We start from the raw sequence: 20,047 nt of genomic DNA, 5'->3' as shown, positions 1-20,047 counted from the left end.
CAGGCATAAAAAAACCCATCCGAAGATGGGTTTTTTATGGCCTGAAGGTTATCAGACGGTCTTGGTGGTGTTCACCGCAGCCGCTGGAGTCGGGCCTTCGGCAACGCCGAGGTCGTCTTCAGGACGGGTTTCCAGAATGGCAGAGCCACCGGAAGCCAGCTCGGACTGCAGCTTGTCGGTGTCCAGCTCGCCGACCCACTTGGCAACCACAACGGTAGCAACAGCGTTACCGACCAGGTTGGTCAGTGCGCGGGCTTCGGACATGAAGCGGTCGATACCCAGAATCAGCGCCAGACCGGCAACCGGCAGGTGGCCTACTGCCGACAGGGTCGCAGCCAGTACAATGAAGCCGCTACCGGTTACGCCGGCAGCACCTTTGGACGACAGCAGCAACACCAGCAACAGGGTGATCTGGTGCGTGATGTCCATGTGCGTGTTGGTCGCCTGAGCGATGAACACGGCAGCCATGGTCAGGTAGATCGACGTACCGTCCAGGTTGAACGAGTAGCCCGTCGGGATAACCAGACCAACCACAGACTTCTTGGCACCCAGGCGCTCCATCTTGATCAGCATGCGCGGCAAGGCCGACTCCGAAGAAGAAGTACCCAGTACGATCAACAGCTCTTCACGGATGTAGCGAATCAGCTTGAAGATGCTGAAGCCGTGAGCGCGGGCGATCGCGCCCAGTACAAACACGATGAACAGAACGCAGGTGATGTAGAAGCAGATCATCAACTGACCCAGCTGCACCAGCGAGCTGACGCCATAGGCACCGATGGTGAAGGCCATGGCACCGAACGCACCCAGCGGGGCCAGTTTCATGATCATGTTGATGATGTTGAACATCACGTGGGCGAAGCGATCGATGAAGTCCAGAACCGGCTTGCCGTAGGCACCCAGGCGATGCAGCGCGAAGCCGAAGATCACCGAGAACATCAGCACTTGCAGGATATCGCCGTTGGCAAACGCGCCGACGATGGTGTTCGGAATCACGTTAAGGATAAAGCCGACGATGCTCTGATCCTGACCGGCAGTGACGTAGGCGGCGATCTTCGAAGCGTCGAGCGTGCTGACGTCGATGTTCATGCCGACACCCGGCTGAACCACGTTGACCACGATCAGACCGATCAGCAGGGCGATGGTCGAAACGATCTCGAAGTACAGCAGCGCGTAGCCGCCGGTCTTGCCGACCGACTTCATGCTCTGCATGCCGGCGATGCCGCTGACAACGGTACAGAAGATGATCGGGGCAATGACCATCTTGATCAGTTTGATGAACCCGTCACCCAGCGGTTTTAACGCCTTGCCGGTGTCCGGATAGAAGTGACCGATCAGGATACCGATGACAATCGCTACGATTACCTGAAAATAGAGGGATTTGTAGATGGGCTGACGAGTCGTCATTGCAGTTTTCCTCAAGGGCGTCGTCGGCATCTTCACCTGATGCACGCGAGCCTATAAAGCGCTAACCCTCCTGCACTGGAGGGATTTGTTTTGTCGAGCTGCGCAAGGCAGGCCTCTGCCATGTAGGTAGCAATACGCGTGCCATAGAATCATTTTGATATCAAAACCCCGCAATACAAGGCGCACACTGGTAACGGTAGTAGGGATTCCACAAGAGAGGTGGCGGTTTTCCGCCGTATGGTGGGAAAAATGCGCACACAGTGGCGGGTATCCGCCGCCTGACGAAGCCCTTTCTGCGCGTCGCTTGATCAAACTCCCGTTTGAGTACGCGTATCAAATGTCGCGCATTACTAAAATGTCGCAGGCCGAAGCGGTTTAAGCGGTCACTGCGCCAGAATAAGCGGCCTTCCCACACCGTTGTCTAACCTTGAATCCCGCACCCTTAAACGCTTTCGCTCAAAAATCATTGCCCTAGTCTCTTCATTATTTTAAAAAAATGGGGCACCCTTGATGCGTGTTGCGATGTCGTAATTATGAACCCCAAAGGAGTTCATATCGTCAGCCAAACCAATCCTGACGCACTCGCACGGCAAATTGCCATCACGCCTGCGAGATCTCGAATTACTGATGCAAGATTTTGTGAAATCCTTAAATCATAAATTTCACAGCACACGGAGTGACGTACATGGATGAAAGGCTTTTACCTCGTACTGCTGCAATGTTACGAGGGCCCAGCAGCCAAGCAGGTCTGCTTGGCCAAGGACAAAAGTCCTTTCCCAGCGAGCAGCCGACTCAGCGAACCTCTGCGCTCATGACGTTTGGTGGCTACTACGCTATTGACGATGTCAGCGCTGCAATGATTCTTATCAATGAGCTAAAGGATCCAGACGCCAATCTGAATGAAACAGAATCGAAGTCATCAGCCCTTTTTTTGAGAGATATTATTGCAAATCTGCGAACTGGATTGGATATTTCAGCTGAGGCATTAGCGAATCTTCAAAAAGAAGCGATGAGCATTCCTGTCGTTGGACCGTTATTATTTTCCTCCAGTAACCTACCTGGTACAGCTGCCAGTGTAGGCGGAATGATTTCCGCGGCCTCAAAGACGAAAAAAGTTTCGGACTTAATGGACCTTCCGTCCGGCCTACAAAAAAACTAAATGCCTGGGCGAAAACCAAAGGCTCAGAGAACTTCAGCAAAGTTAACAAAAAGTTCAAAGGCAGATTCAAGATTATCAGAATCAACGGAAAGCTTCATTTGGAAGTACCTCTAACCGCAGAAGCGATCAGGTATAGAATATTTGGCGCCAATGCGGGTCAGGCTGTGCATATCCCGACCACAGGTACTGCAAAAGCTTTAAACTCTTCTGCACGACTAAATTCGGAAGGAGCCCGAGGAGTCCCAAAACTTATCGGTGGTAACATAATAGGATTTGCCTTGGCTGTAGGCCCCCAAGCCTACATGGATGCTACAAGTTCAAGCTCTATGGGGGAGTTCTTAGATAAGTCCGCAGATACGCAGCCTACTAATCTCGCAGCCTTCGGCGCTGGATATATAGCCACTGTCATGATAGGAGCAAGCGCACCACTTGTAGTAATCATTGGTGCCGGGTTAATAGCCGGATTGGCGGCGCAGTACTTTATGGGAGACTCCGGCTGGGACAAATCTATCGCGGAGCGTTTAAAGCAGTGGAGAGCAGCAGCATGGTAGATACACAACCCAGCTCAATAAGAAAAGTACTTTACGCCAATACTATTTTACTTTATTTCTTTATATTTATTCTATCATCCAAATCCCCCTTTCTGCTGTGGTTTGCAGTGGGCTCTCTCTTTGTATTTCTGGGTCGCACGCTGTTTTTGATTTATGTCAACGAGCGCTTCTCTGCTTTTGCTGCGCAGTTTTATGCCGTCATACTGCTAACATTCACTATTATAAGCGTCGGAAGTACCTACACCGTATCAAAAAATGATTTCCATCAAGATACCGTCACTGCAGCGCTCTGGGCGTGCCTTCCTTTATTGCTTGTGCTGATTGGATTCCTGATAATCGTCAAAAGCCGCTTCAACCATGAAGCACTTCCTTTCAAGACCCACAATGGTAGAGTCATCACAGAGCACACTAGCTACAATGTACAAAGCGGAATAATAGCTGGCGTGACCACACTGATTTCCAGCATCATTCTCAAAACGTTCGGAGCGGCCAGCACAGGCCTTTTGGTCGGCTTCGCCTCAATAGTACTAACACTGTATCTGATGTTTCATTACCGATTCGCCATACGCGGTTTGATCGTACTCATGCAGAAAGAAAAAAATAATGCGCCTTACACGTTCGCAAATATTGAAGAGATTCGCGAAGCACGTAGCAAGTGGTGGCTAAGTCGACTATTTAAATGGCTGGCTTCCCATCGTAAGAAGCCAGGCAACTGATACGCAATTGGTGATGATTATCAGCGGTTCAGTGATGACAAACGCGGAGCTTTACTTCAGAAAATTGAAACGTCGGGCGAGATTCTTGGCGCGCTCCTGCCCTCACTGCGCCAGAAAATGAATCCTGAACGCCGCGCCACCCAATGGGGAATCGCCCAGCGTCAGTTGCGCGCCGTAGCTTTCGATGATGTCCTTGACCACCGCCAGGCCGATGCCTTGCCCGGGGTTCTGGCGGTCCAGCCGTTCGCCGCGTTCGAGAATGCGGGCACGCTGGCTCTGCGGGACGCCGGGGCCATCGTCTTCGACGCACAGCTCATCGCCGTCCGCTGAGCGGGTAAAGCTCACGCGCACTTCGCTCAGGCACAGCCGATAGGCGTTTTCCAGCAGGTTGCCGAGCATTTCCAGCAGCGCACCCTCCTCCATGTGCACCTGGCAGTGCTCGGGGAGGTCCAGCGTGGCCTTGACCTGTTTGTCGCGATACACCTTGTCCAGCGTGTTGCACAGGCTTTCGACCACAGGCCGCAACATCACGTGATGGCGCACCAGACCGCTTTTGCGCAGGCTGGCCCGCTGCAGTTGATAGCCGATCTGCTGGCTCATGCGTTCGATCTGCGATTGCAGCACCCACGCCTGCTCGACATCCTCGGGACGCTTGGCGATGTTCTCGCTTACGCCCTGCAAGACCGCCAGCGGGGTTTTCAGGCTATGCGCCAGGTCATCCAGAGAATCGCGGTAACGGATCCGTTGCTCCCGCTCGCTGCGCAACAGGCGGTTGAGCGAATCGGTCAGGCGCAGCAGTTCGCTGGGGTGTTCTTCGCTGAGGCTGTCGCGCGCACCGGCTTCCACTTGATCCAGTTCCTGGCTCAAGCCGCGCAAGGCCCGCAGCCCCCAGGTCAGGCCCATCCACAGCAACCCGAGCAGCACCGCCAGTGCTGCGCCAAAGCCCAGATAGAGCTTGCGGCGCAAACCGTCGATGGTTTCCTGATAGCCGCGCAACGGCTGCACGGCAACGATACTGAACGCGGCATTGCGCCCGCCGAGCAGCCGGATCTCGACGTCATAGACGAAATACTCATCACCATTGATTTCCTTGATCTTGGTGAACTCGCTGCCCTGCCCGTCGTATTGCGGGCGGTAGTCGATGTTTTCGCCTTCGGTCGACAACGAGCGCCAGACCATCTGCCCCTGGCGGTTATAGATGTAACCCAGCAGTCGGCTGCCGGGCAGATTGAATTGTTCGCCCGGCAATACCGAGGGCATCAACAAATGGTCGTTTTCGACGCGAGCCGCCGAAATCATGGTCGTTACATCAGACGCCAGGCGTTGCTCGATCGCTCCGCGCAGCGCCAGGCTGAACGCCCCCTGCAGTGCAGGCAGCATCAGCAGCATGAAGATCACCGCCAGCGTGGCGGCACCCAGCATCAGGCGCAGGCGAAGCGAACGAATCACGTACAGCGCTCATTGAACAGATAGCCCATGCCGCGCACGGTTTCGATAGGTTTGAAGGCCACGCTGCTGTCCAGTTTGCGACGCAGACGACCGACCAGCACTTCGATCACGTTCGGGTCGCGCTCGTCGTCATCGGGGTACAGCTGCTCCATCAGGCGCTCCTTGGGCACCACTTGCTGATGATGGAGCATCAGGTACTCGAGAATGCGGTATTCGTAGGCCGTCAACGCCAAGGGCTGCTCGGCCAGGGCGGCGTGCTTGCGATTGAGGTCCAGCAACAGCGGGCCAGCCGTGATGGTTGACTGGATGAAGCCGCTGGAACGCCGTAACAAGGCATTCAGCCGTGCTTCCAGTTCTTCGAACTGGAAAGGTTTGACCACGTAGTCGTCAGCACCGGCAGCCAGGCCTTCGACCTTGTCCTGCCAGTTGCCACGCGCGGTCAGAATCAGAATCGGAAACGCCTTGCCCAATGTGCGCAGCTGGCGAATCAGGTCCAGGCCGCCGATGCCCGGCAGGCCCAGGTCGATCACCGCCAGGTCGTGATTGAATTGCGCGACCTGATACAACGCCTCTTCAGCGTTGGCCACCGCTTCCACCACATGCCCGGCTTCGGTCAGACGGGTACGCAGGTGGTGGCGCAGCAGCGCTTCATCCTCAACTACCAACAACTTCATGCAGCTCTCCCAGGCACAATCGCAGCCTCAAGACAAAGAATGAAACGACATCGTCGCATCAGTACTCAACAGGCGGGCGCTGACGGGCACGTGCTGTGTCACATCATAGCTGCCCAGCAGGATTTCGCGGCTGACAGGCGCACCATTGTGAGTGCCCGTCAGGCTGCCGTAAACCGGTGGCGAATAAAGCGTCCCCGCCGAGACGTTGGAATGCGCCTGCTCCCCGAGCGCGTGTCCCCAGCTGTTGGTATCGTCAAGCCTTTCGCTGGTCTTGCTGAACTCGATACGGGCCACGTCAAGCCGACCATCACCCGCCTGCACCGCAGCACTGCCGCCCAGAAAAGCCAGGGCCAGGAAAAACTTGTTGAGATTCAACATATCGACTCCTTTTGCGCTCGGGGACGCTGTCAAGGTATGGGCCAACAGTAATCGCGCCGGGCTGAACCCCGACTGAACACTGCATGAACCGGCGCTGAACAGTCATCCGCACCCTGTGCAGCAGAATCGGCTATCGTTGTTTGCCACTTCAAAACATCAACAAGGAGCTGACCATGCGTGTGTGGATTGCAATGATCATGATGGGCCTGACCGGCCTCGCCCAGGCGGCGATCAAGACCGAGCAGATCGATTATAAAAGTGCCGACGGCACCAAGCTGGTGGGCTATTACGCTTACGACGACGCGGTAAAAGGCCCGCGCCCTGGCGTCCTGGTGGTTCACGAATGGTGGGGTTTGAACGACTACGCCAAGCGCCGCGCTCGCGATCTGGCTGCACTGGGTTACAGCGCGATGGCCATCGATATGTACGGCGAAGGCAAGAACACCGAACACCCGAAGGACGCGATGGCCTTCATGCAGGCCGCGTTGAAGGACAGCGATGCCGCAGACAAGCGTTTTGACGCCGGGCTGGAGCAATTGAAGCAGCAGCCTCAGACCGATCCGAAAAAGATCGCCGCGATCGGTTACTGCTTCGGCGGCAAGATCGTGCTCGACGCGGCACGCCGCGATGAGCCGCTGCTGGGCGTGGTGAGTTTCCACGGCGCACTGGTCACCAACACCCCGGCGAAACCGGGTATCAAGGTGCCAATGCTGGTCGAACACGGCGCCAAGGACAGCATGGTCACCCCTGAAAACGTCACCGCGTTCAAGAAGGAAATGGACGACGCCAAGGCCGACTACAAATTCGTCAGCATCGACGGCGCCAAACACGGCTTCACCAACCCCGACGCCGACCGCCTCAGCCACGGCGAGCACGGCGGCCCGGACATCGGCTACGACAAGGCTGCCGATGAGAGCTCCTGGGCGGACATGAAAGTGTTTTTCAAAAAGATATTTGGTTGAGCGATAACTGAAACTCCGCGTCCGCCCGAAACGGGGAGGACGCGGAGCGTCCAGAAAGGCATGCGACGCGGAGCGACGCACGATAGTTGAGGTCATCGCTCCGCACGCTATGCGTCAATACCAGCGCTGAATATCGATCAAACCGCGCTGCCCCTCATAATCGCGAGCGCTGGAGTATCTCCAGTGCTCACCGATGTCCACATAGCCTCTCTTTACCGGGTTGTGGTGAATGTAATCGAGCTTCTGCCGCATAACCGCTTCATTCCACACCAGCTCCGCATGAGCCCCTTCCTGCCAGACCTGATAAACCCTGTCACTCTTGTGCAGACGCTTGACGAATCGCAGACGCTCCAGCGTGCTCTCGGCGTTGGCGTTCTTAAGTGCTTCGATTATCTGTCGAGCCGTAAATGACTTGAAACTACTCACACATTTGTCCAAGGCGGGCGCTTGGGCCACGAAGTGCAAATGGTTTTCCAGTACGACATACCCGAAGAGCTGCAGTCCTTGATGAGCCTGTTGGTAGCGCCAGGCGTTGAACAGAATGTCTACCAGAACAGGCCGGGTAAAAAGCGGTAACCACTCCACCACCGTGCACGTCAGGAAATGAGGCTTCTCAGGTTCGGTGATGGTGTATCTACTCCGGCCCATGTGTTCATCCTTGAATCATCAGAGCCGTGAAAAGTACCTTCCGACCGAGTACGTGGAAATAATGAAAGTGTGACCAGTTTTTTGCTATGCACCGCCAAGAGGACGCAGAGCGCCCGGAAAGGCATGCGACGCAGAGCGTCGCACGATAGTTGCGATGATCGTTCCTCACGCTCCAGCGTGGGAATGCAGTTCTCGACGCTCTGCGTCGCAAGAGGACGCAGAGCGTCCGGAAAGGCATGCGACGCGGAGTGCCGCACGGTAGTTGCGATGATCGTTCTTCACGCTCCAGCGTGGGAATGCCGTTCTCGACGCTCTGCGTCGCCGAGAGGACGCGGAGCGTCCGGAAAGGCATGCGACGCGGAGCATCGCACGATAGTCGAGGTGATCGTTCCGCACGCTCCAGCGTGGGAATGCAGGTCTCGACGCTCTGCGTCGTCAAGAGGACGCAGATGTTACCAGTGCCCTTCCCTTCAACCCATTCCCCCGGCAAAATGCCGCCCATGACTCGACTATCCGACCTCCCCATCTGCTGCCCGGAACTGATCCGGCATTGGCCGTTGCCACAAGCCTTGCCGGGAGCGGTGCTGGTGAGTGGACATTTTGATCCGCTCAAGCTGGTCGACGGCGACTTTCAGCGTTGTGAGCTGCAAATGCCGGCCAGCATTCAGCGTTCGGTGGCCAAGCGTCAGACTGAATTCCTCGCCGGTCGTCTCTGCGCCCGCGAAGCCATGCGTCAGCTGGATGGCCGCTTGCATGTTCCGGTGGTGGGGGAAGACCGCGCGCCAATCTGGCCCGCTGATGTCTGTGGCTCGATCACCCACAGCACCGGCTGGGCCGCCGCCGTGGTGGCGCACAAGCAGCAGTGGCGCGGGTTGGGGCTGGACACGGAAAACCTGCTGAGCCACGACCGCGCCTCACGCCTGGCCGGGGAGATTTTGACGGCGGCCGAGCTGGCAGAGATGGCGGCGGGTCCAGAAGATCAGATCGCACTGTGCGTGACCCTGACCTTTTCGATCAAGGAAGCGCTGTTCAAGGCGCTCTACCCCATCGTGCACAAGCGCTTCTACTTCGAAGACGCGCAACTGCTGGAATGGTCCGCCGACGGCCGCGCACGGCTACAGCTGCTGATCGACCTGTCCAGCGAGTGGCATGCGGGCAAGGAGCTGGACGGTCAGTTCAGTGTGCAGGACGATCACCTGTTGAGCCTGGTTGCCGTCGAAGGTTGATCAGCCGGGCAGCGGACAATGTTCGCAACGCCCAACCCACTCGACCCGATGACTCAAACAGCACACACGCCGTTGCCTGCGTGGTTCGCCGCCCTGCGCCTGCGGCACATAACGCACCGCCTGAAACAGAGGATTGGCGCGCCCGTCCGGCCTTTTCTTCTCGCTTAACAGCGCCAGCCCCGCAGCCAGCGACACATCACTGCACGTGGCCAGTTGCGCAAGGCAGCCCTCCAGATAATCCCCGGCGCTGCTCCATAACACCGCGGCAGGCAGTCCGCCATAAGCGCTCAGCGATGCAATGAAGGGCTGAAAATTGTCATCGAGCAATCCGGCAAAGCGCTGAAACGGATCAACCGGCATACCCCGCCAGACGCGTCCCTCCCCCGCCAGCCTGACGCCGCTCGGCACGCCGCGCTCATCCAACGCCAGCGCCACCTGCTCAAGCTGCAGCGGCCAATGCCAGTCATGCACCAGGCCGGCCACCAGCACCGGCGGAATCAGTTGCATGAAGTAAAACTTGGCCCACTGCGACACCAGCACCGGCAATTGATCGGGCATTAACTGCGGCCCGTAAACAGCCAGCAGCAGTTGATCGAGACGCTCGGGCTGCAGCAGATCAGGCAACGTCACTACCGGGCGCGCATCATCCGCCGTCAGCAACGTCCGCCCGAACTGCGCAAATGGCCCGACAAACAACGGCAAGCTCAACGCGGCACCTGCGTGCGCGGCCAGGACAGGCTGAAGCACGCCCCGCCCAGGCTGACGCTATGCCCGATCAGCGCACGACCTTCATGCCAATGGATGATCCGCCGCACGATCGACAAGCCCAGCCCATGCCCGCCCGAGGCTCGGGTGCGGCTGTCATCGATGCGCATGAACGGTGTGAAAATCTGTTCCCACGCCTGTTCCGGAACGCCAGGGCCATCGTCGTCCACGTCGATACGGCACTGCTGCGCCTCCAGCCGATAGCTGATGCGCACCTCGTTCTCGGCATGGCGCAGCGCATTGCTCACCAGGTTCTGCACCGCGCGGTGCAGGTAGCGCGGCTCGCCCTCGACCCAGGCAGCCTCACCCTCTTCGGCCCTCAGGCATTCGCCGCGCGAAACCCGTACGTCGGCGCGCAATGGCGCCAGTTCGGCGATCACCTGATCGATCAGCGCATCCAGATCGACACGCTGGAAATTCAGGGTCGGCGCGCCCTGCTCAAGACGCGCGTAGGTGAGCATCTCATCGACCAGCTTGTCGAGGTCCTGGATATCGCTGTCCATGCCGCGCATGTATTTGCGCCGCGCCTCGGGAGTGGCGGCGTCGCTGACCATCTCCAGACCGAAACGCAGCCGCGCCACCGGCGTGCGCAGTTCGTGAGACACCGCGCGCACCAGTTCGCGCTGGATCATCAATGAGCGTTGCAGGTGTTCGGCCATGCTGTTGAACGCCGCCGCCACACGCCCCACCGAGTCGGAGCCCTCGGTCGGCACGCGGGTGTGCAGGCTGCCTTGGGCAATCTGCGTGGCGGCCGCCTCCAGCTCCAGCACCCGTCGCTCCAGACGCCGCACCAGCAAGTACACCACCAGACCGATCAGACACAGGCCCATCAAGGCGATCAGCAACAGCCAATGCAGCGGATAAGGGTTCATCTGGTACAGCGGACCGATTTCCAGCACCCAGTTGGTGTCGACGATCCCGGCCAGCACGCGGATCGAATCGCCGCCCTTGCCCAGCGCCATGACCGTATCGCCCTCATAGACGCGGCGGCGCTGGTCATCGTCCAGATCCGCCTGATCCAGCGCCAGCAGGTGCAGGTCGAAACCGAATCCCTTGTCGCTGCGCAGGGCCTGCAGCCGCGCCGGTTGCTCGTCGACCGGAAAGCGCACCAGTTCATCGATCAGCAGGTAGATAGTGGCTCTCGCCAATTGTTCGGTGATCTGCTGCACTTCGCCGGTCAGCAACAGCGGCTCCTTGTCGCTCAACTGACGATAAACCCTGGCAGCGTGCGGCCCGATCTGTTCGACCACCACCTTGCCGCGCGCCAGTTGGCCCAGTGCGCTGCTGTCGAGGTGAGCCTGCTCAAGACTTTGCAGGCTCAGGGGAATCCCCAGCAGGCGCTCCCAGATCGCCAGGGCGCGGCGCCGTTCGATGCCATCGAGCGGCACCAGATTGTCGGCCATGATCGTAAAGGTGCCGTGAGCCAAGCGCTCGCGATACTGCTCGCCGCGCGACTGATTGAGCACATGCAGGGCCAGCACGCCAAGCAGCGCGACCAGCACCAACACGCCAAGCACACCACCGTAGATGCGCAGAAAGATCGAATTCATCAGGTCATCCGCTGAACACGTGGCCGCTCATGTCCTGCGCCGCTTCGGGCACAAACAGATAGCCCTTGCTGCGCACGGTCTTGATCAGACGCGGATGAATGGGATCGTCGCCGATTTTCGGGCGGATACGTGAGATACGCACATCGATGGAGCGATCCTGCCCGTCGTACCCCACACCGCGCAACGCGGTGAATATCTCTTCGCGGGACAGCGTGCGCCCGGCGTTGGCCACCAGCAGCCACAGCAGGTCGAACTCGGCACCGGTCAGTTCGATGCTCTGCTCGCGCAGCCAGGCCTCACGCAGTGCGTTGTCCACCACCAACGGACCGAACACCAGACGGCGCAGCTCGGCAGCCGGCACCTGCGGCGCTTCACTGCGGCGCAGCAGGGCTTTGATACGCGCCAACAACACGCGCGGATGCACCGGTTTGCAGACGAAATCGTCGGCGCCGGTGTCGAGCCCTTCTATATGGTCGGTATCATCGGTGCGCGCGGTGAGCATCAGAATCGGCCCGTCGTAGCGGTCACGTACGCTGCGGCAGATGCTGAAACCGTCCTCGCCGGGCAGCATCAGGTCGAGGATCACCAGATCCGGCTGCTCGGCGATGATCCGCGCCGCCGCCAGCGCGCCGTCGCCTTCGATGCTCACGCGCAGACCGTGGCTCTGCAGGTAATCGCTGGTCAGTTCGGCCAGTCGCTGGTCATCCTCGACGATCAGCACGTGCCAGGTATGTGGCTCCACAGCAATCTTCCTTGTCGTTATCGAGCGCTTTTTGTTTTTGAAATGCAGGGGTTGCGGCACCACGTCGCAGGCGAGTGTAGCAACCCTTGCGCGGATCACTCGACACTGCACGCGGCATAGCACATGACATGCCAGAACGGCCTTTCAGCTGTGTTTTTTTGTGATAGGGTTCGCGCCCTTAAAAATCAGCAGTACCTCACCAGTGCCTACAGAAAACGGTGACAAACGGTCACGATCCAGTAGTTATGCGGCCTACACGCAAGGTGTGCGATTCATACACAAACTACACACACTTTATCCACAAGCGGTGCGTTGCAATTCATGTCCAAAACGCATTATCTTGTAGCCCGGCGACGAGACACACCCTACATGTGGGGTTTTGAATAAAAACTCCAGCACAACTCAAATGGGAAATTCAAGCATTTTTGTTGCGTCTGAGGGGTTGAACTTCAAGCCAGTTTAGGCACCAAGACGCTCGCGCGTGAACCAGAGCCATCCCGTACACGTTTTGCAACATCGAACACGCACTCTTGATCAGATTTTCGAAGGATCGGGCATAGCCCGGTCCTTTTTGGCTTCAAAACCTGGAAGCGGCGACAGCACCCCGCTTTCACCTTCGTTTTGGAGCCCTTTGGTCGCCTTTTGCGACCGACTGCTCTAAACGAAATGGTGGGCAGCAATGCCCGAACAAACTTAAAGAACGTGGAGTCACACATGCAAACAGACACAACTCGCGAGAACTCGCCGACCGGCGCGCCGCAGGCAAGCCAGACCCAGCAGGATCTGTCTGCCACTGCCCCCGGTCAACTGCGCGTGATCAAGCGTAACGGTACTGTCGTTCCCTACACGGACGACAAGATCACCGTTGCCATCACCAAGGCGTTTCTTGCAGTTGAAGGCGGCAATGCTGCTGCCTCGTCGCGCATCCATGACACCGTTGCACGCCTGACCGAACAGGTCAGCGCCACGTTCAAGCGTCGCATGCCTTCGGGCGGCACCATCCACATCGAAGAAATCCAGGATCAGGTCGAACTGGCACTGATGCGTGCCGGCGAGCAGAAAGTGGCTCGCGACTACGTCATCTACCGTGACTCGCGCGCCAAGGAGCGTGCCGTTCGCGCCCCCGAAGAGCAGGTCCAGGCTCACCCGTCGATCCGCATCACCCGCGCCGACGGCAGCTTTGCGCCGCTGGACATGGGCCGCCTGAACACCATCGTCACCGAAGCGTGCGAAGGCCTGGCTGAAGTCGACGCCGACCTGATCCAGACCGAAACCCTGAAAAACCTGTACGACGGCGTGGCCCTGAAAGACGTCAACACCGCGCTGGTGATGACCGCCCGTACCCTGGTCGAGCGCGAGCCGAACTACTCGTTCGTCACCGCCCGCCTGCTGATGGACACCCTGCGTGCCGAAGGCCTGGGTTTCCTCGGTGTCGCCGACAGCGCCACTCACCACGAAATGGCCGACCTGTACGCCAAGGCGCTGCCTGCCTACGTCGCCACCGGTATCAAGTTCGAACTGCTCAACCCTGTGCTGGCCGAATTCGACCTCGAAAAACTCGGCAAGGCGATCAACCACGAGCGTGATCAGCAGTTCACCTACCTGGGCCTGCAAACCCTGTACGACCGTTACTTCATCCACAAGGATGGCGTGCGTTTCGAACTGCCGCAGATCTTCTTCATGCGCGTGGCCATGGGCCTGGCAATCGAAGAGAAAGCCCGTGAAGATCGCGCCATCGAGTTCTACAACCTGCTGTCGTCGTTCGACTACATGTCGTCGACCCCGACGCTGTTCAACGCCGGCACCCTGCGTCCACAGCTGTCCAGCTGCTACCTGACCACCGTGCCGGATGACCTGTCGGGCATCTACCACGCGATCCACGACAACGCCATGCTGTCCAAATTCGCAGGCGGCCTGGGCAACGACTGGACACCGGTTCGTGCGCTGGGCTCTTACATCAAGGGCACCAACGGCAAATCGCAAGGCGTCGTGCCGTTCCTGAAAGTGGTCAACGACACCGCCGTTGCGGTCAACCAGGGCGGCAAGCGCAAGGGCGCTGTCTGTGCCTACCTGGAAACCTGGCACATGGACATCGAAGAGTTCATCGAGCTGCGCAAGAACACCGGTGATGACCGTCGTCGTACCCACGACATGAACACCGCCAACTGGATCCCTGACCTGTTCATGAAGCGCGTCTTCGACGACGGCCCGTGGACCCTGTTCTCGCCATCCGAAGTACCGGACCTGCACGACCTGACCGGCAAGGCCTTCCAGGAGCGTTACGAGTACTACGAAGCGCTGACCGAATACCCAGGCAAGATCAAACTGTTCAAGACCATCCAGGCCAAGGATCTGTGGCGCAAGATGCTCTCGATGCTGTTCGAAACCGGCCACCCTTGGCTGACCTTCAAGGACCCGTGCAACCTGCGCAGCCCGCAGCAGCACGTGGGCGTGGTTCACAGCTCGAACCTGTGCACCGAGATCACCCTGAACACCAACAAGGACGAGATCGCGGTCTGCAACCTGGGCTCGATCAACCTGCCGAACCACATCGTCGACGGCAAGCTGGACACCGACAAGCTCAAGCGCACCGTCGATGTAGCAGTGCGCATGCTCGATAACGTGATCGACATCAACTACTACTCGGTGCCGCAGGCCAAGAACTCCAACCTGCGCCACCGTCCGGTCGGCCTCGGTATCATGGGCTTCCAGGACGCGCTGTACCTGCAACACATCCCGTACGGTTCCGATGCTGCCGTGCAGTTCGCCGACACGTCCATGGAAGCGGTCAGCTACTACGCCATCCAGGCGTCCTGCGACCTGGCCGACGAGCGCGGTGCCTACGAGACGTTCCAGGGTTCGCTGTGGTCCAAAGGCATCCTGCCGCTGGATTCGCAACAGATCCTGATCGAGCAGCGTGGCGAGAAGTACATCGATGTCGACCTGAAGGAAACCCTGGACTGGGCGCCGGTTCGTGCCCGTGTGCAGAAAGGTATCCGTAACTCGAACATCATGGCCATCGCACCGACCGCCACCATCGCCAACATCACTGGCGTGTCGCAGTCGATCGAACCGACCTATCAGAACCTCTACGTGAAATCGAACCTGTCCGGCGAATTCACCGTGATCAACCCGTACCTGGTACGCGACCTCAAGGCTCGCGACCTGTGGGACTCGGTCATGATCAACGACCTGAAGTACTACGACGGTTCGGTACAACAGATCGAGCGCATCCCGCAGGAGCTCAAGGAGCTTTACGCGACTGCTTTCGAAGTGGACACCAAGTGGATCGTCGACGCGGCAAGCCGTCGTCAGAAGTGGATCGACCAGGCTCAGTCGCTGAACCTGTACATCGCTGGCGCTTCGGGCAAGAAGCTGGACGTGACCTACCGCATGGCCTGGTACCGTGGTCTGAAAACCACTTACTACCTCCGTGCCCTGGCCGCGACCAGCACCGAGAAATCCACCGTCAACACCGGCAAGCTCAACGCAGTATCGAGCGGCGGCCACGGCCCGGACGACTCGGCGATCACCGCCCCGCGTCCAACCGAAGCAGCACCGGCCGGCCCGGCCCCAGTGCCAAAGGCTTGCGCAATCGACGAGCCGGATTGTGAGGCTTGCCAGTAAGGCAACCCACCTCGCCCCCACAGCACGTTTAGAACTGTGGGAGCGAGCTTGCTCGCGAAGAGGCCGGTAAGGGAAACCTACCCTTACCGCCCGCCTCCTCACCCAAAGGCCTCAAAAGCCAAAAATTCATGTTCCTTGCGCGCAACACCTTAAAAGCAAGCAACACCCCCTCTGGATCCAACAGGCCAGTCCACCCGACTGACCCTCAAGCAGGAGAAGTACACCATGCTGAGCTGGGACGAATTCGATAAAGAAGACGGCGAAGTAGTCGCCAAAGCGACCAACGCCGGCCACGCCAACGAAGCCAACATGGACCGCCTCGACAGCGCCGGTGGCCTCGCAGCCCAGGAAGCTCGCGCCGTAACCGCCGCCGACTCCGCTGCCCTGATCCGCGCCAAGAAAGCGCTGGACGCACTGGACGTCGCTGAAGGCCTGGCCGAGCTCGAAGGCGCCAGCGCCCGCGTCGCCGTTGACGAAAAAATGATGATCAACTGCCGCGCCGACCTCAACCAGCTCGTACCTTTCAAGTACGACTGGGCCTGGCAGAAGTACCTGGACGGTTGCGCAAACCACTGGATGCCGCAAGAAGTCAACATGACCGCCGACATCGCCCTCTGGAAAAACCCGGAAGGCCTGACCGACGACGAGCGCCGCATCGTCATGCGCAACCTGGGCTTCTTCTCCACTGCCGACTCGCTGGTTGCCAACAACCTGGTGCTGGCCGTGTACCGCCTGATCACCAACCCGGAGTGCCGCCAGTACATCCTGCGCCAGGCCTTCGAAGAGGCGATCCACACCCACGCCTACCAGTACTGCATCGAATCGCTGGCCATGGATGAAGGCGAGATTTTCAACATGTACCACGAGATCCCATCGGTCGCTAAAAAAGCAGCCTGGGGCCTGAAGTACACCCGTTCGATCTCCGATCCGAAGTTCGAAACCGGCACCGTCGAAACCGACAAAGAGTTGCTGCGCAACCTGATCGCTTACTACTGCGTACTGGAAGGCATCTTCTTCTATTGCGGCTTCACCCAGATCCTCTCCATGGGCCGCCGCAACAAGATGACCGGCGTCGCCGAGCAGTTCCAGTACATCCTGCGCGACGAGTCCATGCACCTGAACTTCGGCATCGACGTGATCAACCAGATCAAAATCGAAAACCCACACCTGTGGGATGCCGAGATGAAAGAAGAAGCCACGCAGATGATCCTGCAAGGCACCCAGCTGGAAATCGAATACGCCCGCGACACCATGCCCCGCGGCGTACTCGGTATGAACGCTGCGATGATGGAAGACTATCTGAAATTCATCGCTAACCGCCGCCTGAGCCAGATTGGCTTGAAGGAAGAGTATCCAGGAACGACCAACCCGTTCCCTTGGATGAGCGAGATCATGGACTTGAAGAAAGAGAAGAACTTCTTTGAGACGCGGGTTATTGAGTATCAGACAGGTGGAGCTTTGAGCTGGGATTGATTTGCATCCCGCGGAGTTGCAATAAAAGCTGAACCCATCTCATCAAAAATGAAACGGGTTCTGAGAAAAGGGCTGCCAACTGGCAGCCTTTTTTATTTTTGTTTCGGCAAAAATGTGAGGTTTGACTCGGTTAAATCCGGTCGAATGCGACTCCGGCCGGGCCTCGCCTGTTTTTGCCTTGCTTGACCTTCCTCTCGGCCATCATCCCAGACGGCAAAGACCAGGACGACGGATGATGGCAAAGGGAAGGCCAAACGAAACTACACGGTTTCCAAAGGCAATCTGGTTTGGCTGGCCCTCCCCTTATTGGTGACCGCCTCAAGGATCGCCCGCCCCAGCTCACGAATGTCGGGCTCTTTCACAATGGAGTGATGAGTTCCCATGATGGAGATGACTTGCAGTTGCTCCTTGGGCATCAGCGCCTCCCAACCAATGCTGATATCACTACGGTTTTCTCCCATTGCTGAGAATAAAGTGACACGCACCGGTAGCGCGGGCGGCATGTAACGGTAGAGCGCCAGACCGATACTGCGGATCAGTGCCAGGTATCTTTTTGCAAGATCACTCTCTATACCTTCAGGAAGCAGACCTTGAACTTGCGTATAAGCCAACAAGGCCTCGAAATCCCGAGCAGCAGCCAAGTGTCTGACAAGCCCCTGACGTACATCAGGCGGCAGAAGTCTCAATAAGGCTTCGATCTCGTCGAAATCCGGCCTTTCATCGAGATGAACGTACCCGCCCTCCTGCGCATCAAACAAATGCCGATAGTCGCTGGTGGTGTCGATAAGCCCGAGGAATTCTACCGTAGCACCGGCCCCTATCAGTTGATGGGCAATTTCATAGGCGATCGTTCCCCCGGCAGACCAGCCAGCGACGCGATACGGCCCCTGTGGCTGTATATGGCGGATCCCCTCAATGTAGCGTGAGGCCATTGCCTCGATAGTGGTGAGGTGTTCCTCCCCACTTTGCAGTCCGCTCGCCGAAAATCCATACACCGGAATGTCAGAGGGAATTTGCTTTGCCAACTGTTGGGCATAGCCGATATCCCCTGACCCTTCATGAATGAGGAACAAAGGATGTTGAGCCCCCTCTTTGCGAATGGTGGTCAGATTCGGATGCAGAGCCTTGCTCAGACCGCTATGGCAAGACGCGGCAAGTTCACAGATTGTCGGGTGCATGAACAGATCGCCTAGTGCCACTTCGACCTGGAAGCGCTGACGCAGGCACGAAACCAGTTGCACTGCCAGCAGCGAATGCCCGCCCAGTTCAAAGAAGTGGTCATGGCGACCCACCCGCTCCAGCCCCAGCAACGCCTGCCAGATCTCCGCCAGCGCATGTTCGATTTCACCTACCGGCGCCTCGTAACCACGACTGGCATAAGCGTCGTCTTCCGGCGCCGGCAATGCCCGTCGATCCAGCTTGCCGTTCGGCGTTAGCGGGAAACGCGTCAGCGTTACAAAGGCGCTCGGGATCATGTACTCCGCCAGCCCTTGCGACAGTTGCTCACGCAACTGCGTCGCCGACAATACGACGCCTTCCTGCGCCGTCAAATACGCCACCAGGCGTTTGTCGCCGGGACGGTGCTCGCGCGCCAGCACTACCGCCTCCCTGACCCCAGGGCAACCCGCAAGCTGCGACTCGATCTCGCCCAGTTCGATACGGTAGCCCCGGAGCTTGACCTGATCGTCGTTACGCCCCAGGTACTCGATATTGCCGTCTGCCAGCCAGCGCCCCAGATCACCGCTCCTGTACATCCGCGCCGCCGGCTCGGTACTGAACGGATCTTCCAGGAAACGCTCCGCCGTCAATTCCGGACGATTCAGATAACCTCGGGCAACCCCGATACCGCCGATATGGATCTCGCCGCTGACCCCGATCGGTACCGGCTGGCCGTGCGCATCCAACAGGTAAATCTGTGTATTCGCTATCGGACGGCCGATCGGAACGATACCGATATCCTGCTCTGCCACGTAATGCCATGCCGTGACGTCAATGGCTGCTTCGGTGGGGCCGTACAGATTGTGCAACTCGCTTTTCGGGAAATGTGCCTGGCCTTGCAATAGCAAAGCATGCGGCAGCGCTTCACCACTGCAAAGTACTCGCTTGAGCGTCGAACACCGCCCTGCTGGCGTCTGATTGACGAAGGCCTGCAGCATGGAAGGAACAAAGTGCAGCATGCTGATGCTTCGGCGCTCGATCACCTCCATCAGGTAGTGAGGGTCTTGATGCCCGCCGGGGCGGGCCATGACCAGTTGTGCCCCGGCCAGCAGAGGCAGGAAGATCTCCCAGACCGATACATCGAAACCGAAGGGCGTCTTCTGCAAGACACGATCTTCGGCTCCAATCCGGTATTCGCTCTTTGCCCACCACAACCGGTTGACGACGCCGTCATGCTGGTTGGCCACGCCTTTGGGTTTACCAGTGGAACCCGAGGTATAAATCACATAGGCCAGGTGTTGCGGTGTGATGGCCGGCACTACGGGATTATGTTCAGCCTCAACCTCCCAGTCGCCAGCTTGCAGGTCGAGCGTCGGCACCGCCAACTCGCCCAGCAACGTCCGGGTCTCGGCCTGCACCAGCACCGCCACCGGCGCGCTGTCTTCCAGCATGTAGCGTAATCGCTCGGACGGATACCCAGGATCCAGCGGCACATACGCACTGCCCGCCTTCAAAATCCCCAGCAAGCCCACCACCATTTCCAGGCTGCGCTGCGCACAGATCGC

At 58.4% G+C, this 20,047-nt stretch carries 15 protein-coding genes; 6 read left to right on the top strand and 9 right to left on the bottom strand.

Annotated features, from left to right (window positions below):
• Positions 1 to 51 precede the first annotated feature (51 nt).
• Positions 52 to 1,404: a dicarboxylate/amino acid:cation symporter gene (locus AO388_RS25565; protein WP_003363255.1), complete on the bottom strand. Its 1,353-nt coding sequence runs from the start codon at positions 1,402 to 1,404 to the stop codon at positions 52 to 54.
• A gap of 685 nt (positions 1,405 to 2,089) precedes the next feature.
• Between AO388_RS25565 and AO388_RS29870 the strand changes: the two genes are divergently transcribed.
• Positions 2,090 to 2,563, top strand: coding sequence for a hypothetical protein (locus tag AO388_RS29870; protein ID WP_054080838.1), 474 nt, complete (start codon positions 2,090 to 2,092; stop codon positions 2,561 to 2,563).
• A gap of 544 nt (positions 2,564 to 3,107) precedes the next feature.
• On the top strand, positions 3,108 to 3,830 hold the full coding sequence (locus tag AO388_RS25550; protein WP_054080836.1) for a hypothetical protein: 723 nt from the start codon (positions 3,108 to 3,110) through the stop codon (positions 3,828 to 3,830).
• Positions 3,831 to 3,932: 102 nt separating this feature from the next.
• Here AO388_RS25550 and AO388_RS25545 read toward each other — a convergent pair whose 3' ends face one another.
• The 3 genes from AO388_RS25545 to AO388_RS25535 are packed head-to-tail and all read right to left on the bottom strand — an operon-like array spanning position 3,933 to position 6,331.
• Positions 3,933 to 5,279, bottom strand: a complete 1,347-nt coding sequence (locus AO388_RS25545; RefSeq protein WP_003434355.1) for an ATP-binding protein — start codon at positions 5,277 to 5,279, stop codon at positions 3,933 to 3,935.
• Entirely contained in the window at positions 5,276 to 5,953 is a 678-nt protein-coding gene (locus AO388_RS25540) for a response regulator (RefSeq protein ID WP_003407750.1), read from the bottom strand. The genes AO388_RS25545 and AO388_RS25540 overlap by 4 nt, the downstream gene beginning before the upstream one ends.
• A 27-nt stretch (positions 5,954 to 5,980) precedes the next feature.
• Positions 5,981 to 6,331, bottom strand: coding sequence for a hypothetical protein (locus AO388_RS25535; protein WP_003363261.1), 351 nt, complete (start codon positions 6,329 to 6,331; stop codon positions 5,981 to 5,983).
• Between the two features lie 173 nt (positions 6,332 to 6,504).
• Between AO388_RS25535 and AO388_RS25530 the strand changes: the two genes are divergently transcribed.
• Positions 6,505 to 7,293, top strand: coding sequence for a dienelactone hydrolase family protein (locus tag AO388_RS25530; RefSeq protein ID WP_003363262.1), 789 nt, complete (start codon positions 6,505 to 6,507; stop codon positions 7,291 to 7,293).
• A gap of 114 nt (positions 7,294 to 7,407) precedes the next feature.
• On the opposite strand, the gene AO388_RS25525 is transcribed toward AO388_RS25530, so the two are convergent.
• Complete coding sequence (locus AO388_RS25525; RefSeq protein WP_058417403.1) at positions 7,408 to 7,941, bottom strand: REP-associated tyrosine transposase; 534 nt, start codon at positions 7,939 to 7,941, stop codon at positions 7,408 to 7,410.
• A gap of 500 nt (positions 7,942 to 8,441) precedes the next feature.
• On the opposite strand from AO388_RS25525, the gene AO388_RS25520 reads away from it, so the two are divergent.
• The gene (locus AO388_RS25520; protein WP_201786903.1) at positions 8,442 to 9,167 is read left to right on the top strand and encodes a 4'-phosphopantetheinyl transferase family protein; all 726 of its coding nucleotides are present in this window, start codon (positions 8,442 to 8,444) and stop codon (positions 9,165 to 9,167) included.
• Here the strand turns inward: AO388_RS25520 and fhuF are convergent, their stop codons facing one another.
• Genes fhuF through AO388_RS25505 form a run of 3 tightly spaced genes read right to left on the bottom strand, consistent with a single transcriptional unit; the run spans position 9,168 to position 12,230 of the window.
• The gene (gene fhuF / locus AO388_RS25515; RefSeq protein ID WP_063613824.1) at positions 9,168 to 9,914 is read right to left on the bottom strand and encodes a siderophore-iron reductase FhuF; all 747 of its coding nucleotides are present in this window, start codon (positions 9,912 to 9,914) and stop codon (positions 9,168 to 9,170) included.
• Positions 9,872 to 11,482, bottom strand: a complete 1,611-nt coding sequence (locus tag AO388_RS25510; protein WP_044310782.1) for an ATP-binding protein — start codon at positions 11,480 to 11,482, stop codon at positions 9,872 to 9,874. The genes fhuF and AO388_RS25510 overlap by 43 nt, the downstream gene beginning before the upstream one ends.
• A gap of 4 nt (positions 11,483 to 11,486) precedes the next feature.
• Complete coding sequence (locus AO388_RS25505; protein WP_024661551.1) at positions 11,487 to 12,230, bottom strand: response regulator; 744 nt, start codon at positions 12,228 to 12,230, stop codon at positions 11,487 to 11,489.
• Positions 12,231 to 12,938: 708 nt separating this feature from the next.
• Here AO388_RS25505 and AO388_RS25500 point away from each other — a divergent pair.
• Together AO388_RS25500 and AO388_RS25495 are read left to right on the top strand one after the other, a co-directional pair.
• Entirely contained in the window at positions 12,939 to 15,851 is a 2,913-nt protein-coding gene (locus AO388_RS25500; RefSeq protein ID WP_003434349.1) for a ribonucleoside-diphosphate reductase subunit alpha, read from the top strand.
• Between the two features lie 225 nt (positions 15,852 to 16,076).
• Entirely contained in the window at positions 16,077 to 17,324 is a 1,248-nt protein-coding gene (locus tag AO388_RS25495) for a ribonucleotide-diphosphate reductase subunit beta (RefSeq protein ID WP_002554639.1), read from the top strand.
• 260 nt (positions 17,325 to 17,584) lie between these two features.
• Here AO388_RS25495 and AO388_RS25490 read toward each other — a convergent pair.
• On the bottom strand, positions 17,585 to 20,047 hold a 2,463-nt coding region (locus AO388_RS25490), incomplete at its 5' end, for an amino acid adenylation domain-containing protein (RefSeq protein ID WP_153004020.1).

The sequence above is a fragment of the Pseudomonas sp. ICMP 10191 genome (assembly GCF_001467335.1).
Classification (GTDB): Bacteria; Pseudomonadota; Gammaproteobacteria; order Pseudomonadales; family Pseudomonadaceae; genus Aquipseudomonas; species Aquipseudomonas cerasi.
Note: the sequence above shows the minus strand (reverse complement) of the source record. Positions and strands in the feature narration are given on the sequence as shown.